A 17,390-nucleotide genomic window follows, 5' to 3' on the forward strand; every position below is an offset into this window, starting at 1 on the left:
AGCCGCGGCGGGTCGCTGAAGCGGCACTCGGGACAGGGTAGCCGTTGACGCGGCGAAGGGTTCTTCTCAGGAGTCCCCTTCCCGGGCCCGGGGACCCAACGGCTGCCCGGAACGACGCTCCTGAGCGGACCGAGGGTGCTCAGCATAGAGCCGCCCCGACCACTGTACGGCCACGTGTCACGCGGGTCACGGCTGAGCACGTACTGTATGCCTTGGGTGTCGAACCGTCCGCGCCCGCCGGTCAACGGCGTTCCTGATCGCCCGACCGCCCCTCAGGACTGCCCTCCAGGAGGAACCATGAGCACCACAGCCCCTTTCGGTACCTGGCCCTCGCCCATCACCCCGGGCACCATCACGACCCGGACGGTCCTGCTCTCCCAGGTCCGCGTTGACGGCGCAGACACCTACTGGGTGGAGCAGCGCGCCTCACAGGCGGGCCGCAACGTGCTGCTCCGCCGCAACGGTGACGGACAGATCGGTGAGGTGCTTCCGCTGACACCCGCCGACGAGCTGGTCGATGTGCGCACCCGGGTGCACGAGTACGGAGGGAGGGCCTACGCCGTCGACAGCGGGATCATCGTGGTCTCGCACGCCGGGGACGGGCGCCTCTACCGGTACGACGTGGCGCACCGCATGCGGGGCCTGGTCCCGCTCACGATCTACGGGGACGTGCGACACGGCGACCTGGAGATCGACACGGGCCGGGGCTTGGTCTACGCGGTCCGCGAGGACCACCGAGGCGGCGGCGAGGCCGTGAACACCCTGGTCGCCATTCCTTTGGACGGCTCGGCCGCCCGCGATGACTCCCGCGTGCGCACACTGGTGTCGGGCACGGACTTCGTGGTCGCCCCGACGCTGTCCCCCGACGGCGAGCACCTGGCCTGGATCACCTGGAACCACCCGGGGATGCCGTGGGACAACGCCAGCCTGCACGTGGGGGACCTCGGCCCAGACGGGGCACTAGGCGAGCAGACGCTGGTGGACGGCGGCAACGGGCACTCGGTCTCCGAGCCCCGCTGGACCGAGGAGTGCGAGCTGGTGCACGGCTCCAACGCCTCGGGCTTCTGGAACCTCTACCGCACTGAGGGCTTCCCGGTACGCGGCACCAACCGCACCGGCTGGTCGGAGAAGCTGCGCACCCGCCCCCTGCACCCGGCAGAGGCCACCTTCACCAACCCTGCCTCCTGGCAGCTGGGGCCGCACTCCTTCGACGTGCTCGACTCCGAGCACATCATCACCTCCTGGGCCCGCGATGCGGTCTCGCACCTGGGGACCATCAAGCTCGCCAACGGGGAGCTCGAGGAGTGGAACGTGGGGTGGCAGCCGATCGGCAACGTCGCCTCCAACGCCGGTCGCGTCGTCATGCTGGCCTCCAATGAGATGTCGATGCCCAGCATTGTGGAGGTCAAGAACGGAACGGTGAAGGTGCTGCGCGGCTCGGGCGAGTTCGTGCCTGAGGGCACCGGGGTGTCCTTCCCCGAGCCGGTCTCCTGGCCCACCAGCGACGGCGCCGCCGCCCACGGCTTCTACTACCCGCCGACCTCGGCCTCTCACACTGGCCCCGACGACGAGCTGGCGCCGCTGATCGTCAACGTCCACGGCGGACCGACGGCCACGGCGGTCCCCGGCTACGACCTACGCATCCAGTACTGGACCAGCCGGGGCTTCGGCTATCTGGACGTCAACTACCGCGGCTCCATGGGCTACGGAACCGGCTACCGCAAGGCCCTGGAGGGCAAGTGGGGCATCTACGACGTCGACGACTGCGTCAACGGGGCCCAGCACCTGGTCGACGCCGGACTCGTGGACCCGCGCCGTATCGCAATCCGCGGAGGTTCAGCCGGAGGCTTCACGGTGCTGTCGGCCATCACCCGCTCCTCCGTGTTCACGGCGGCCAGCTCCTGCTTCGGGGTGACCGACCTCAAGAGGCTGGTGCACACCACCCACAAGTTCGAGTCGCACTACATCGGCCAGCTCATAGGCACCCAGGACATCGACGACCCGGTGCTCGATGAGCGCAGCCCCATCAACCACATCGAGGACATCAACGTCCCACTGCTGCTCATCCAGGGCTCGGAGGATCCGATCGTCCCGGCAGAGCAGGCCACCGCCATGTACAAGGCCCTCAAGGAGGCCGGCGCCCCGGTGGCCCTGGAGGTCTTCCAGGGTGAGGGCCACGGCTTCCGTCTGGCGGCGAACATCCGGCGGCGTTACGAGGCCGAGCTGAGCTTCTACCGGCAGGTGTGGAGCATCGGCGCAGCCTCCTCCCACGCCGAGGGGCAGGACGAGGAGGAGACCTTCACCGTCAAGGTGGAGAACCTGCACTGATGGATCGCGTCTGGAGGAGGCTGTCCACCCCCCTGTCGCGGCGCGCAGGCAGCCTCTTCCGACATCATCGCTTCGGCCTCTACATCCTGGCGGTGCTGGTAGGGCTCGCCTCGGGCCTGGGGGCGGTGCTGTTCCGGCTGGGAATCGACGCCTGGTCCCAGCTGCTGAGCGGAGCCGACGACTACACCGTGTCGATGGGGCCCTCGGTCGGGCTCCTTGCGCCTCTGGGAACCTGGTTCGTCCTGGTCACCCCGATGCTCTCCGGCCTACTGACAGGACCGTTGATGTCCCGACTGGGCCGGACCCCCACGGGCCACGGGGTGGCCGGCGTCATCTGGTCCACTCGCCACGGCGACGGCACCATGGCGCCCCTGCCGGCTCTGGCCGCGACGACGTCGGCCGCGCTGACGATCGGTGGCGGGGGCTCGGTCGGCCCGGAGGGGCCGATCGCCGAGCTGGGCGCGTCGACGGCGAGCATCATCGGACGGGGGCTGCGGCTGCGCCGGTCCTCGATCCGCCACCTGGCCGCCGCCGGAACGGCCGCCGGCATCGCCTCCGCCTTCAACGCGCCGCTGGCGGGGGCCTTCTTCGCCCTGGAAGTCATCCTCATGGGCTTCAGCGCCGACGCCTTCATCGTCATCGTCCTGGCCTGCGTGTCCTCGACGGTCCTGTCGCACCACCTGCTGGGGACGACGCTGTCGCTGTCACTCCCCTACCTGGACCTGTCCGGTGACGCCCAGCTGGGCTGGGTCGCGCTGCTGGGCGTCGTGGGCGGGGGCATCGGTATCGGCTTCATGCGTCTTCGCTTCGTCATCCTCGACGCCCTGACCCGCGCCTGGCAGCGCTTGGGCGTTCCGATCTGGGCACGGCCGGGCATTGGCGGGCTGGCGGTCGGTGCGACTCTCCTGGTTCTGCCCGAGATGTACGGCGAGTCATCAGCCGCTCTCAACCGGGCGCTGGCGGGACGCTACACGCTGACACTGCTACTGGTGCTGTGCGTGGCCAAGATGCTGGCGACCTCCTTGACCCTGGGAATGGGTTTCGTCGGCGGGGTGTTCGCCCCGTCCCTGTTCATCGGTGGGACGCTCGGTGCCGCCTTCGGCACCCTCGTGGCTCCCAGCTACGCGCCGGCCGCCGGGGTCTTCGGGGTCATCGGCATGGGGGCGGTCTTCGCCGGTGCGGCTCGCGCCCCGATGACGGCGGTCCTGCTCATCATCGAGATGACCGGGCAGCACGCGCTCCTGGTGCCCCTCATGCTGGCGACGGTGCTGGCCACCTTCATCAGCCGGTTCCTGTCACGCGGCACACTGTTCACCGAGGAGCTGCGTCGTCGCGGAGAGGATGTCGAGGATCCGATGGCCACCACGCTCCTGCGACGCACCCGCGCCTCCCGGCTCATGGTGGACCCGCCCGCGGTACTCCAGGCCACGGCATCGCTCAGCCAGGCCGCCTCCGTGATGAGCCGGCGTGGCCTCTCGGCCCTGCCCGTGGTCGCCACCGGACAGGGGGGCACCGGCGAGCTGCTCGGTTGTGTGACGGCCGCGCAGCTCGCCGGGGCGCTCCTGAGCGAGGACTCCGACGACGCCTCTGCCCAGCCGGCGACGGTGGCAGACCTGTCGCTGGTCCGTGACCGTCTGGACGGCAAGGACGAGGCGACTGACGTGCTTCAGGCCCTGACCGATACCCGCCTGGAGGGGCTTCCCGTGGTCGCCCGCGCCGCTGGCTCCGGTGCGGAGGAGCTGGTGGGCTGGGTGTCCCAGAGGATCGTCGTCGAACGGGTCTACGAGGCCCAGGCGCAGGCTCGCACAGCCGCCGCAACCTACACCTCCTGGGGCTCACGGCTTCAGGACAGGTGGCACTCCCGCTCGGTTCCTCGGCGCAGAATCGGAAGAATCAGCCGTATCAGCCGAGTCAGCTCGCGCAGCTCGCGCCGTTCCAGGCGCCGATGAGAGTCCGCCGGGGCTCGACACGCTCCGGCGCCGTAGAACTTGCCGCAGCGCCCTACCGGTCCCGACCACCGCGGGACGTCTTGTGAGCCCGGCCCTCCTGGACCGCCCGGGCCTTCTCGGTAATGCTCTCGGTGAGGGTGTCGGACAGCTCGGTGATGCGCTCGGCGTTGGCCACGATGCGCCGGGGGTCGGACATCCACATCCACGCGGCGGCGACCACCGGGAGGATCGCGGGCAGGTACCACCGGGACCGGCCCCAGTGCGCCCACACCGAGACGCTGAGGTCGGCGGGCGAGGGGGCGGGCAGGGTGAGAACACCGATGAGCACCGCCATGGTGGCCAGCGCCCCCAGGCACATCCAGCCGATATTGCGCATCCGGCGCCCGTTGTGGGCCACGCAGACGGCCAGCAGGAGGTACAGGACGCCCCCCAGGAGGTTGAGCGACCACACCGCGGGCTCCTCGTCGGGGCTTCTCAGCAGCGTCGTCAGCGAGGGGACGAGAACGATCGCCCCGAAGACGGCGAAGACGCCAACCAGGATCCGCCCCCACCCGTATGCGGGACGGCGGGTGTCCTGTACCGGGCGTACCGATGAGCGCTCGTCCATGAGGAACGACCTTTCCGTGTGATGACCTTCGGCACGCGCAGCACAGGTTCAACCTCCAACCAATGCCAGAACGTTACTATTCACAACGTGAGCACCATTAAGTTGACCAAATCCCTGAACGCACGCGCCTCGGCGGACGATGACCGCAAGGATACCGACCTCAGCAGTCAGGCCGAGGTCGACACGGTCGAGGATGCCGAGAGCTCCGAGGCCCCTGAAGCCAGGGAAGGGTCCGGCTCACCAGGTACCGAAGCCGCCGAGCAGGACCTGAAGCAGGACTCCGACGGCGACGAGGAGACCTCCCAGGACCAGGAGGGCGACACCGACAGCGCCACCGTCAAGGGTGACGGGTCTGAGGAGGCATCCGACATCGGGCCCCATGACGCCTCCGGCACCGAGGCCGAGGCCGACGTGCTCGTCCTGGCCGCAGCGCCGGGCCGGGACGGGGCCGAGGCCCCCGAGATCCTCCTGGAGGGACTCGAGCCGCCGTCGAGCACCGCCCTAGAGGGCCTGGACATCAACGCCCTGGTGACCCTGCTGCCGGCCCTGGGCTTCTCAGGCGCCCAGGACTCGGTGGTGCGTCTGCCCTCCTCCGCGGTGACTGCCCAGGGCTACCGGGGACCGGCGACGATCCTCGTGGTCGGCGTCGGAACGGGCTGGGCCGACACCGATCCGCTCGCCGTCACCACCGATGACGAGGCCGCACTGGGCTACGACCAGACCGGTCTCCTGCGCCGGGCGGCCGGACGCGCCACCCGAGCACTGGCCGGGACCGACTCCGCGGTCCTGGCACTGCCCACGCTCTGCGAGGAGCAGCTCGCCGCCGTCGCGCACGGAGCCGCCCTGGGCGCGTACTCCTGGAGCGCGACGAAGAACGAGGACCGCCCCGGGCAGGAGAAGACCTCGAAGAAGACCTCCCCGCTCACGACCATCTCCATCATCTCCCCCCTGGCCGACACCCCCGAGGGGCAGGAGGCGCTGGCGGGAGCCCTGGCGCTTGCCCAGGCCACGGCACTGACCCGGGATCTGGTCAACGAGCCGCCGAACCGGCTGACTCCGGAAGTCTTCGCCGAGAGGGCCCGCGCAGCCGGGCAGGAGGCCGGCATCCGCGTTGAGATCTGGGACGCCCCGGCACTGGTCGAGCAGGGCTTCGGGGGCATCCTCGGGGTGGCTCAGGGCTCGGTGCACCCGGCGCGCCTGGTCCGTCTGGAGTGGTCGCCGGAGCACGCAACCGAGGCCGCTGGCGGGCAGGCGGGCTCACAGGCCGAGGGCGACGGCGCAGCCGGACGCCCCAAGCACGTCGCCCTCATCGGCAAGGGCATCACCTTCGACTCCGGCGGGCTGTCCCTCAAGCCGGCCTCCTCCATGCCGGAGATGAAGTCCGACATGGCAGGGGCCGCCACCGTGCTGGGCGCCATCATCACGGCCGCGCGCCTGGCGCTGCCGATCCGTGTCACCGCGTGGCTGGCGCTGGCCGAGAACATGCCCGGCGCCGACGCCCAGCGGCCCAGCGACGTCATCACGATGTTCGACGGCACCACTGTGGAGGTGACCAACACCGACGCCGAGGGGCGCCTGGTCATGGCCGACGCCCTGGCACGGGCCGTCACGGAGGAGCCCGATGCCGTCCTGGACGTGGCCACCCTCACCGGGGCGCAGATCGTGGCCCTGGGCGACCATGTGGCCGCCGTCATGGGGACACCGGACCTTCGCGAGGAGGTCGTCGCCGCGGCTCAGCGGGCCGGAGAGTCCTTCTGGCCGATGCCGCTGCCGGCGCACCTGCGCGCCACCCTGGACTCGCCCTTCGCCGACCTGCGCAACACCAAGGTCGGCTCGCGCGCCGGCGGGATGCTCTCGGCCGGGCTGTTCCTGCGCGAGTTCGTGGGGCGCCGGCCGTGGGCCCACCTCGACATCGCCGGTCCCGCCTACAATGACTCCTCTCCCTGGGGGCTGACTCCGACCGGCGGGACGGGCATGGGGGTCTCCACCCTGGTGGAGCTGCTCCGTTCGCTGTCCGCCGAGGTCAGCATCCTTACCTGAGCCCACGTCCAGCGCAGACGAGTCGACGACGAGCCGTGCCGGGGCCTCACATGAGCTCCCCGGCACGGCTTGTTGCCGTAACCACCCATGAACGGTGATGCGTCTCACCCCGTTTTCAGGACTCTGGTCCCTAAACAGCAACCCCCGTGGCTCCTGCACTCCCTCTTCAGGTGGAACAATGGCCCCGTGCCGAGCCGCCCCACGAGGGCGACATGACCAACCAACAAGGAGTGAGTTCGTGACAGAGACCGTCTACGACATGGTCATTCTGGGCGCGGGATCAGGGGGCTACGCCGCCGCCCTGCGCGGCGCCCAACTGGGCCTCAAGGTCGCCCTCATCGAGGCGGACAAGCTGGGGGGCACCTGCCTCCACCGCGGCTGCGTGCCCACCAAGGCCCTGCTGCACGCCGCCGAGACCGCCGACGCCGTGCGCGAGGCCGCCACGGTGGGCATCAAGGCCGCCTTCGAGGGCGTGGACATGCCTGGCGTCCAGAAGTACAAGAACAGCATCGTCTCGCGGATGCACAAGGGCCTGGAGGGCCTGGTGTCCTCGCGGGGCATTGACCTGATCCAGGGGTGGGGACGCCTGGTGGCCGCCGACGCCGTCGAGGTTGACGGCCGTCGCATCACCGGCCGCAACGTGGTCCTCGCCTCCGGCTCCTACTCCAAGACCATCGGACAGGAGATCTCCGGAGGCGTCATCACCTCCGAGGAGGCCCTGGAGATGGACCACGTCCCCGCCTCGGCAGTGATTCTGGGCGGCGGTGTCATCGGGGTGGAGTTCGCCTCGGCCTGGGCCTCCATGGGCAGCCAGGTCACCATCATCGAGGGGCTGCCCCACCTGGTGCCCAACGAGGACGAGGCGATCTCCAAGCAGCTCGAGCGCGCCTTCCGCAAGCGCAAGATCACCTTCCGCACCAACACGATGTTCGAGTCGGTCGAGCGCCACGACGGTGGGGTGACCGTGCGCACCCAGGACGGCAAGACCCATGAGGCCGAGGTCCTCCTCATCGCCGTGGGCCGTGGACCGGCGACCGCCAACCTCGGCTACGAGGAGGTCGGGGTCACCATGGACCGCGGTTTCGTCCTGGCCGACGAGTACGGCCGCACCAACGTCCCGGGCGTGTGGGCCGTGGGTGACATCGTCCCCGGCGTCCAGCTCGCCCACCGCGGCTTCGCCCAGGGCATCGTCGTGGCGGAGAAGATCGCGGGCCTGGACCCGACCCCGGTCGACGACGTCCTGGTCCCCAAGGTGACCTTCTGCGAGCCCGAGATCGCCTCGGTGGGGCTGTCGGAGGCCAAGGCCGCTGAGATCCACGGCAAGGAGAACATCACCTCCGCCGAGTTCAACGTGGCCGGCAACGCCAAGAGCCAGATCCTGGGGACCCAGGGCTTCGTCAAGCTCGTCTCCCTCAAGGACGGCCCGATCCTGGGCTTCCACGCCATCGGCGCCCGCATGGGCGAGCAGGTGGGTGAGGGCCAGCTCATGGTGTCCTGGGAGGCCGACGCCGACGACGTCGCCGCCCTGGTCCACGCCCACCCCACCCAGAACGAGACCCTCGGCGAGGCCGCTATGGCCCTCGCCGGCAAGCCGCTGCACAACCACGGCTGATCTAGCTAGACGAGAGTAAGGAAGACAGCAATGTCAGAGTCCGTGAAGATGCCCGCCCTGGGTGAGTCCGTCACCGAGGGGACGGTCTCCTCCTGGCTCAAGGCCGTGGGAGACACCGTCGAGGCCGACGAGCCCCTGCTGGAGGTCGCCACCGACAAGGTCGACACCGAGGTCCCCTCCCCCGCATCCGGCGTCCTGCTGGAGATCCGCGTCCCCGAGGACGAGACCGTCGAGGTCGGCACCGTCCTGGCCATCATCGGCGACCCCTCCGAGGCGGGCTCCGCCCCGGCACCGGCCGCCCCCGCGCCGCAGGCCGCACCCGAGCCCCCGGCTCCGGCTCCCGCCCCGGCCGCTGAGGCCCCGGCACCCGCCGCCCCGCAGGCCGGCGGCTCGGCCGAGGGCACTGAGGTGACGATGCCGGCTCTGGGTGAGTCCGTCACCGAGGGGACGGTCTCCTCCTGGCTCAAGGCCGTGGGAGACACCGTCGAGGCCGACGAGCCCCTGCTGGAGGTCGCCACCGACAAGGTCGACACCGAGGTCCCCTCCCCCGCATCCGGCGTCCTGCTGGAGATCCGCGTCCCCGAGGACGAGACCGTCGAGGTCGGCACCGTCCTGGCCATCATCGGCGACCCCTCCGAGGCGGGCTCCGCCCCGGCACCGGCCGCCCCCGCGCCGCAGGCCGCACCCGAGCCCCCGGCTCCGGCTCCCGCCCCGGCCGCTGAGGCCCCGGCACCCGCTCCTGCTGCGACCGCGGCGCCTGCAGCCGCCGCACCGGTGAGCTCTGGAGCCTCGGGTTCCTACGTCACGCCGATCGTGCGCAAGCTCGCCAAGGACAAGGGTGTGGACCTGTCCACCGTCACCGGTACGGGTGTCGGCGGACGCATCCGCAAGCAGGACGTGGAGGCCGCCGCCAAGGCCGCCGAGGAGGCCCGTGCTGCGACAGCCGCCCCTGCTCCGGCTGCTGAGGCGTCGGCGCCCGCCGCCGCGGCCAAGCCGGCCTCGGCCAAGCCCGAGGTGGACACCACCCTGCGCGGCCGCACGGAGAAGATGAGCCGACTGCGTCAGGTCATCGCCGATCGCATGATCGACTCCCTGCAGACCTCCGCCCAGCTGACCACCGTCGTCGAGGTGGACGTGACTCGCGTGGCCGCTCTGCGGGCGCGCGCGAAGAACGACTTCCTGGCCAAGAACGGCACCAAGCTCACCTTCCTGCCCTTCTTCGTCCAGGCGGCCACGGAGGCCCTCAAGGCACACCCGAAGATCAACGCCTCGATCGAGGGCAAGAACGTCACCTACCACGATGTCGAGCACGTCGGCATCGCGGTGGACACGCCGCGCGGCCTGCTCGTGCCGGTGGTCAAGAACGCCGGGGACCTTAACATCCCCGGGCTGGCCAAGCGCATCAACGACCTGGCCGCCCGTACCCGGGACAACAAGGTCAACCCCGATGAGCTCAGCGGCTCGACCTTCACGATCACCAACACCGGCAGCGGTGGCGCCCTGTTCGACACCCCGATCATCAACCAGCCGGAGGTCGCGATCCTGGGTCTGGGCGCCATCCAGCGCCAGCCGCGCGTCATCAAGGACGCCGACGGCGGCGAGGTCATCGCCATCCGCTCGGTGTGCTACCTGGCCCTGTCCTACGACCACCGACTGGTGGACGGCGCGGACGCGGCCCGCTACCTCATGACGGTCAAGAAGCGCCTCGAGGAGGGCGACTTCGGCGGCGAGCTGGGTCTGTGAGCCTGCGCTCGGCCCGCTAGGCCGTCAACGGGGCCCCGCACCACCACGGTGCGGGGCCCCGTTCGTTGTACCCGGGCTATCGGGTCCCGTACTCGGGCACACGGCAAGCGCCGAGGTCCATTCCCGGCTCGCGGCTCGGCTCAGGAGTACTCCGCCGCAGCCCGGGCGATACCGGCGAGCGTGTTCTCCAGCCCCAGACGAGTCCCGCGCCAGACGATCGGGTAGAGCAGCGCCCCCAGCCGCCCCCATGTGCGATGCGCCAGGACCAGACGGACGCGAGTGCCACCCGGCGCCTCGATCAGGTGCAGATCCTTCACGAAGGCCACCTCACCGTCGTGACGCCCTGAGACGACGGTGCACGACCAGGTAATCGTCGTGTCCACGGCCGTCTCCAGCCGCCATCTCAGGAAGGCGGTTCGACGGCGCCCCTCCGCCCTCTGCACGGCGCCGTCGGAAAGTACTTCAACCAGCTGCTGTCGGGGTATCCCCCACCACGTGAGCCGGTCCGGGTCTTTCAGTAGGGCGGCCAGCTGAGCCGCTGACGCTGAGATGAAGCGTTCCTGCCTCAGGTCCCGATCCAGGCCGTACCCACGGTACTCATCAGTCATCCGGTAGCGTCCCCGGGCCGGTTCCTCGTCGGCTGCTATCTCACTGAGCTCCGTGCGCAGGTAGTCGACGTCGGCTCCGCAGTGGGCAAGAAGCCTGACAACCGGGGGCTGGAGTGAGACGGTGGATGAGGAGATGAGGGCTTGCAGAGCCTGTGCGCTGGTGATTAACGAGGTCCCCTTGTTATCGATGAACTCGGCGGCGGCGTCCGAGAGGGGAATCTCTCCTCCCGCTTTCGCGGTCAGCTCTTCGGCTGAGATCGGCTCAGGTCTGAGGGCGTCGGGAAGGCTAATGCCCACGCGAGCAAGGTCCGCATGGGTCATGTCGTCGACGGCGGCGCGCGCTCGCGACAGAGTCACGCCATTGGCCGCCAAGACGGCCGCAGCTGTCCCGCCTTGGGCGAGGAGGCCGAGGAGCATGTGCTCCGGCTCGACCTCCCGGTGGCGAAGGCGCGCGGCCTCCGTACGCATGGCTTCGAGCCAGGTCAGGTAGTGCGCAACAGCGGCCATCGTCATCTCCTTCGGGTCGGGGCCAAACCGGGCTGAACTCGCTTGGCGTACTTCTTGTGGACTGCCTGACGAGAGACTCCAAGACAGGAGGCGATCTCGCTCCATCCCATGCCTATGCGCAGAGCGGCCTCGACCTGCGCAAGCTCAAGGCTGTCCGTCAGTCGTCGCAGAGCCGCCAGGGCTCGTAGCCCGTCCTCGGGGCGAGTGGTGTCAGCAGCCTCGGTGGCTGCGGTGTGCGCATCCATACGAGCAACATAGGTTGACAGAACCGACTTGTCAACCTATGTTGCTGTTCACCTTCGACAAGGACATTCAGTCCGGAGACCGAACACCTTTCCGCTTCCGTCGCACCCCTGCCACTACGCCGATTCCCGCCCCCTCAGCCCCTGCCAACCTCGGACACCCCAGCAAGACCGACGACGCCGCGAGCGAAGTCGATGCGACCCTCTGTGGAGCTGAACTCGCTCGCCAAGGGGCCGTCGAGGAGCAGTGAGGCCAGGCCGTGCACGCCGGACCAGATGAGCACCTCCGCCTCGACCTGAGCGCCATCACCCATGACGGCCTTCGCCAGGCGGGCCAGCTCCCGACGCGCACGATCGCCGGCCTGCACCACCTCCGGGAAGCGCTCGGGATCGCAGACGTCGGGCCGGAACATCACTCGGAACACCCCGGGATGACGTAATGCGAACTCAACGTAAGCGTTTCCCGAGGCCACCAGGACCGCATGCAGATCTGCATCCCCAAGCCCCTCGTGCGCCACAGCGAGCCTGTCCGCGAGCTCATCGAAGCCCTCACACACCAAGGCCGCCAGGATGGCCTCGCGATTGGCGAAGTAGTGGTACGGCGCCTGGTGCGTACAGCCGGTGCGGCGCGCGACCTCCCGCATGCTCAGAGCACTGGGGCCGGATTCGTCGAGGAGCTCCCTGCTGGTTCGCAGCAGTTCGGAGCGCAGGTCCCGGCCGCCGCGGCGCCCTGAGGCGCCTGTCGTTTCAGAGGTCATGGAAGGAGTCTAGAACCGAACTACTAGACAGTGTCCAGTTGGCTGCTATGCTGACTTGACACTGTCTAGTTACTGGAGGGGTAAGGGATGTCCTACGACGTCATCGTGATCGGTTCGGGCATTGGAGGACTGACGACTGCCGGCCTGCTGGCGCGCGCCGCCGGCAAGCGGGTTCTGGTCCTGGAGCGGCACACGGAACCGGGCGGACTGACGCACACCTTCCGGCGTGACGGCGCCTCCTGGGACGTGGGGGTGCACTACATCGGTCAGCTCGGTCCCGGAAGCCAGGGCCGTGCCTACTTCGACTACCTCTCTGGTGGTGAGCTGGAGTGGAACCGCATGCCCGACGCCTACGACAGGTTCGTCTACCCGGGCGTGGACCTGCGCGTCAGCAGCGATCCGCTTCAGTACGAGCGCGACCTGGTTGCCGTGTTCCCCCAGGAGGCCAGAGCCATTCACCGTTACTTCCAGGATGTTCGCCGGGTGACACGGTGGCTGACGCTGGGCTTCGTCCAGGGGATGATCCCCCGACCTGCGGCCTCGCTGCTCAGGGCCGCCCAACGCCTGGGAGGCCGGAAAGCCACTCAGACGACGAAGGCGTATCTGGATTCCCACTTCCGCTCCCCCAGGCTCAAGGCCGTCCTGGCCAGTCAGTGGGGGGACTACGGCCTGCCGCCGTCCCAATCGGCCTTTGCCGTGCACGCGCTGATTGTCTCCCACTACCTCGAGGGCGCCTGGTTCCCCCGCGGTGGCAGCGCTCGGATCGCCCGCACCTTCGAGAAGGGCATCGAGCAGGCCGGAGGCGCTGTCCGCGTCGCGCAGGAGGTCACCGAGATCCTCACCGAGAACGGGACGGCGGTCGGGGTCCGAGTCATGGACCACCGCGGCGCCCAGGTACGCGAACGCGTCTACCGCGCCCCAGTCATCGTGTCCGCCATCGGCGCCTCCAACACCTTCAACCGTCTGTTGCCCACATTCGGAGAGATCGGGAGACGCACCGGGCCCGCACGCCGCACGCTGGAGCACCTGGGTACGGGCACGTCCGCGGTCACCGTCTTCCTACGCTTGCGTGATGACCCGCGCAGCATCGGCATCGATGGCGGAAACATCTGGGTGAACCGGGACCTCGATCACGAGGGTGCACAACGGTACAGCGATTCGCTGCTCGAGGGGCACCCTCACGATGTCTTCGTCTCCTTCCCCTCTCTGAAGTCCGGCGAGTCCCCGCATACCGCCGAGCTCATCTCCTTCTGTGACGCGCGAGCCTTCCGGCAGTGGGCCGAGCAGCCCCGAGAAAGCCGCGGCCCCGAGTACTTCGCTCTCAAGGAGCGCATCGCCCGAGGCATGCTGGAGCTGGCTGAGAGCGCGGCTCCGGGGCTGACCGAGCTCGTGGACTACGTGGAGACCTCCACTCCTTTGACCTACGAGCACTACACCGCTCATCCCGCCGGGGCCTTCTACGGCCCTCCGGCCACTCCACTGAGGTTCCGGTCCCTCCCCCTGGGACCGCGCACGGCCGTCCCCGGTCTGTTCCTCTCCGGACAGGATGCCGGGAGCGCCGGCATCATGGGAGCCATGATGGGCGGCGTCGCAGCCGCGTGCCAGGTCCTTGGGTCCCGCGGGTATCCCACCATCACCTCCGCCCTGCGCACGCCTCCCGCGCCGCCCGCATCTCGCGCAGTACGCCCACTGCCCGAAGGCAAGCACCGTGCCACCCTGGTCTCCAAACGGCGTCTGACTCCCAGCGTGTGGGAGGCGGAGCTGCAGCTGGACGGCAGGATCGGCCCGTGGGCGCCGGGGCAGTTCGCCCGTCTGCACGTGGGCGATGACGCATGGCGTGACTACTCGATCGCGGGGCTGGAGGAGGATCGTCTTCGTCTGCTCATCTCCACCCGGACAGGCGGCCGAGGGTCCCAGTTCATCGAGAACGCGGACACGGGAGCGCAGACGGTGGTGGAGCTGCCCCTGGGCGGTTTCGGGCTCGTCGACTCAGGCAGGCGCCGCCTGTTCATCGCCACCGGCACGGGGATCGCACCCATGCTGGCCATGTTCGCTCACGCTCCCGGCCTGGAGCACGACATTCTGCTCTTCGGGTGCCGTCACCAGGAGGAGGACCTGACCACCAGGATCAGCTCCCCCATGCCCGGGACCGTTGTGCGCTGCCTGAGCCGCCAGGAGGCTCCGGAGGCGTTCCACGGACGAGTCACCCAGGCCCTCACCGCGCTCGCCCACGACCTCCAGCTCGATCCCGAGTGCACGGACGTCTACCTGTGCGGTTCGGCGGCAATGGTGGCAGACGCACGAGACGTGCTTGAGCGCGAGGGCTACACGTCGGTCCTGACCGAGCCCTACTGAGCCCCACACGGCCCGTATCCACCCCGAGTTCGCTCCGATCGTCGACCACGCCTGGCCTGCGGTGCCCCATAGAGGTCACTCCACGGCTCGAATGTCGGCCACGCGCCACGGCTCCGGGACGACGATGAGCACGACCTGGCGAGGCGCGAGGGCCGGAACCGTCCGCGTTCCCGTAGGCCCCGAACGCGTTGAGGCGCTTTGAGACAGCGTCACCCGGACCGCTCTCGCGCCGGCCCACTGCTCCTCCGCGTCGTCAGGCAGCCTCACCTCAGCGACCTGGCTGACGGAGGTGTGCAGCTCCTTGACCCCTTCGCCGGAGTCGGACAGCTCGGTGAGAACCTCAGTGTCGGCCTGCGCCGCGGGCGACCCCGGTACCGTCGTGGCCGCCAGAGCGACGGCATCGCCGGCCATGAGGGCCCGGTCTCGAGCCGCGGACAGTCCGACGACGACGCCGGCCACGTCGACGCCGCCGCTCCCGCCAGGAGCCTGCGTCGACGCCGTTGCGACTGAGCTCGCGGCGACTACGGGAGACGGGCTACCTGCAGGGAGGGCTCCGGCGCGGGCTGAGGTCAACGGCCGCGCCGATGATGTCGGGCCGGCGGCCGCTCCGAGCGCCCACGCGGGCCTGTGCGCCACCAGGGCCTTGGCCGGTCCCCAGGCGGCCAGGCAGACGGCCACCAGTACCACTGCCGTAAGTCCCCAGGCGCGGGTGCGCGAGCGCCCTGATCCTCTCCTTCTCCCCCAGCGTATGGCCGCGGGCCCTCGCCCGGTGCGGCCGGCACTGCCGTGGTTCTTCCATGGCTCGTTCCTCCTCCTCGGCCGGCGGCTCGGTCGCGCTGTGGGCCTGAGCCTGGAGCCGACCGTGCGGGTCGGGGTGCGGGCTGCTGCTCGCAGGGAGCCGGCAGCCAGGCGGGCGCCGTCAGGCAGCTCGATGGGTGAGGCCTGCCCCAGCTGAGGCGCCCGGGCCGCCAGGTCCCGGGCGGTGGGGCGGTCTGCGGGATCCTCGGCCAGGGCATCAGTCAGGATTCCCGCCAGGCGCCGGGAGGCGGTACCACCCTGTCCCGAGCACTCGGTCAGCAGGCGGGCCAGGGCGTAGACGTCACCGGCCGCGGAAGGCGGGGCACCGGCGAGACGTTCCGGTGCGGCATACTCCTGCGTGCCCGTCTCCATGACGGAGCCCAGCAGGTCGACGAGGACCGGGTGTCCATCGGCGGTCACCAGGACGTTGCCGCTCGACACGTCCCCGTGGGTCACTCCGTGCTCGTGCAGGTAGGCCAGTGCCGAGCCCAGAACGTCCAGGAGCGTGGCCAGCCAGGAGACGTTCAGCCGTCCTCGCGCCCCCAGGACCACGTCGAGTCCCGCTCCGTCGACGAGGTCCATGATGACGCCCGCCCGGTGCTCGGGCAGCGAGACCACTTCCCGCACGGTGACCAGGCCGGGGTGGCGCAGGACGCGCAGATCGGCCAAGCGCCGCAGGACCAAGGCTCCAGCGCGCCCGCGGGGCAGGTCGACGACCCGGATGACCACATGGCGTCCCTGCGCATCCAGGCCACGGCGAGGGGCGCTGGGGGCAGTGGAGCGCCCCATGACCTCACCGACGGTGTAGCCCTGCTGCGACAGGGCGCCAAGCGCCGAATCGGGAATGCTCGGCTCCGCGTCTGAGGGAGGCAGTGAGCCGGCGTGAGGGGCACCCGCGCGGAGCGGCCGGAGTCGCCGGCGAGGTACGGGACGGCGTCGGGGCCGGGTACGGTGGGAGGCTGCATCGCCGGGGCGGTCGGCGGGGTGGGGGCACGTCGTCGGGCTCATGCACTCCATGGTCATCACGGCGCACTGTGATGACCAGCCCTTTCGACCGGCCTGTGGATAACTCGGGTCCGGGTGCCGGTTGTGGTCACGTAGACTGCGCCCGTGCTGCGTGAGGACATGGAGCTCGGTTCCCGGCTCATCCCCTTCCATGAGGGATGGCAGTGGCAGATGGATGTTCACGGCGAGGTCGCCGAGGGACGACGCCCCTCCACCCTGCTGCTCGTGGAGCACGAACCGGTCTACACCGTCGGCAGGAGGGCCCACTCCTGGGAGCGGCCCAGCGCCGACGTCGTCGAGCCCGGTCACGTACCGGTGGTCGACGTGGACCGTGGCGGCAAGACCACCTGGCACGGGCCTGGACAGCTGACCATGTACCCGATCCTGCGCCTGGCCCAGCCCATTGACGTCATCCGCTACGTACGGGCCTTGGAAGCCGCCGTGATCGACCTGTGCGGCCTCTACGGTCTGGAGACGATCCGCGTCGAGGGGCGCTCCGGGGTCTGGCTGCCGGCCGATCCTGACACCGCGGGCCGGGAGGATCGGCTTGCGCGCCCCGAGCGCAAGATCTGCGCCCTGGGGGTGAGGATCGCCCGCGGCGTGACCATGCACGGGATCGGCCTGAACGTCGATCCCGACCTGGAGGCCTTCTCCCTGGATCGCATCATTCCCTGCGGAATCGACGACGCCGGAGTGACCTCACTGGCCGCGGAGACCGGCCAGCACCTGGCGACCGGCGCTCCTGCGGACGCGTTGGTATCCGCCCTGGAGAGCCACCTGGCCCCCTTGGTGGCGGATGCCACGTGACAACAGGCCTCACTCCTAGGCCGGAGGTCCT

12 protein-coding genes are annotated in these 17,390 nt (G+C 69.8%); 7 read left to right on the plus strand and 5 right to left on the minus strand.

What is annotated here, in order from left to right:
- Positions 1-297: 297 nt before the first annotated feature.
- Together HW274_RS07005 and HW274_RS07010 are read left to right on the plus strand one after the other, a co-directional pair.
- Entirely contained in the window at positions 298-2,328 is a 2,031-nt protein-coding gene (locus tag HW274_RS07005) for a S9 family peptidase (RefSeq protein ID WP_185988465.1), read from the plus strand.
- Positions 2,328-4,277: a chloride channel protein gene (locus tag HW274_RS07010; protein WP_185988466.1), complete on the plus strand. Its 1,950-nt coding sequence runs from the start codon at positions 2,328-2,330 to the stop codon at positions 4,275-4,277. Before HW274_RS07005 ends, HW274_RS07010 begins: the two co-directional genes overlap by 1 nt.
- A 52-nt stretch (positions 4,278-4,329) precedes the next feature.
- On the opposite strand, the gene HW274_RS07015 is transcribed toward HW274_RS07010, so the two are convergent.
- A complete protein-coding gene (locus HW274_RS07015) occupies positions 4,330-4,884 on the minus strand; it encodes a hypothetical protein (protein WP_070510719.1) in 555 nt (184 codons plus the stop codon).
- 21 nt (positions 4,885-4,905) lie between these two features.
- Here HW274_RS07015 and HW274_RS07020 point away from each other — a divergent pair, with 21 nt between their 5' ends.
- The 3 genes from HW274_RS07020 (at position 4,906) to sucB (ending at position 10,279) form a co-directional block, all read left to right on the plus strand.
- Entirely contained in the window at positions 4,906-6,924 is a 2,019-nt protein-coding gene (locus tag HW274_RS07020) for a leucyl aminopeptidase (RefSeq protein ID WP_185989584.1), read from the plus strand.
- A gap of 238 nt (positions 6,925-7,162) precedes the next feature.
- Entirely contained in the window at positions 7,163-8,536 is a 1,374-nt protein-coding gene (lpdA, locus tag HW274_RS07025) for a dihydrolipoyl dehydrogenase (protein WP_185988467.1), read from the plus strand.
- Between the two features lie 30 nt (positions 8,537-8,566).
- Positions 8,567-10,279, plus strand: a complete 1,713-nt coding sequence (gene sucB, locus HW274_RS07030) for a 2-oxoglutarate dehydrogenase, E2 component, dihydrolipoamide succinyltransferase (protein ID WP_185988468.1) — start codon at positions 8,567-8,569, stop codon at positions 10,277-10,279.
- A gap of 140 nt (positions 10,280-10,419) precedes the next feature.
- Here sucB and HW274_RS07035 read toward each other — a convergent pair whose 3' ends face one another.
- The 3 genes from HW274_RS07035 to HW274_RS07045 form a co-directional block, all read right to left on the minus strand.
- Entirely contained in the window at positions 10,420-11,394 is a 975-nt protein-coding gene (locus tag HW274_RS07035; protein ID WP_185988469.1) for a Clp protease N-terminal domain-containing protein, read from the minus strand.
- A 2-nt stretch (positions 11,395-11,396) separates the two neighbouring features.
- On the minus strand, positions 11,397-11,639 hold the full coding sequence (locus HW274_RS07040; RefSeq protein ID WP_185988470.1) for a hypothetical protein: 243 nt from the start codon (positions 11,637-11,639) through the stop codon (positions 11,397-11,399).
- Positions 11,640-11,773: 134 nt separating this feature from the next.
- Positions 11,774-12,394 carry a TetR/AcrR family transcriptional regulator gene (locus HW274_RS07045; RefSeq protein WP_185988471.1) on the minus strand — a complete coding sequence of 207 codons (621 nt, stop codon included), beginning with the start codon at positions 12,392-12,394 and terminating at the stop codon, positions 11,774-11,776.
- An 87-nt stretch (positions 12,395-12,481) separates the two neighbouring features.
- On the opposite strand from HW274_RS07045, the gene HW274_RS07050 reads away from it, so the two are divergent.
- Positions 12,482-14,749, plus strand: coding sequence for an FAD-dependent oxidoreductase (locus HW274_RS07050; RefSeq protein WP_185988472.1), 2,268 nt, complete (start codon positions 12,482-12,484; stop codon positions 14,747-14,749).
- A gap of 75 nt (positions 14,750-14,824) precedes the next feature.
- On the opposite strand, the gene HW274_RS07055 is transcribed toward HW274_RS07050, so the two are convergent.
- Positions 14,825-16,555 (minus strand): serine/threonine-protein kinase, encoded by a 1,731-nt coding sequence (locus HW274_RS07055; protein WP_256692511.1) that lies wholly within the window; start codon positions 16,553-16,555, stop codon positions 14,825-14,827.
- A gap of 102 nt (positions 16,556-16,657) precedes the next feature.
- Here HW274_RS07055 and lipB point away from each other — a divergent pair, with 102 nt between their 5' ends.
- Positions 16,658-17,359 carry a lipoyl(octanoyl) transferase LipB gene (gene lipB / locus HW274_RS07060; protein ID WP_185988473.1) on the plus strand — a complete coding sequence of 234 codons (702 nt, stop codon included), beginning with the start codon at positions 16,658-16,660 and terminating at the stop codon, positions 17,357-17,359.
- Positions 17,360-17,390: the final 31 nt, after the last annotated feature.

Origin of the sequence: Actinomyces sp. oral taxon 169, assembly GCF_013394715.1 — a bacterium.
Lineage (GTDB): Bacteria > Actinomycetota > Actinomycetes > Actinomycetales > Actinomycetaceae > Actinomyces.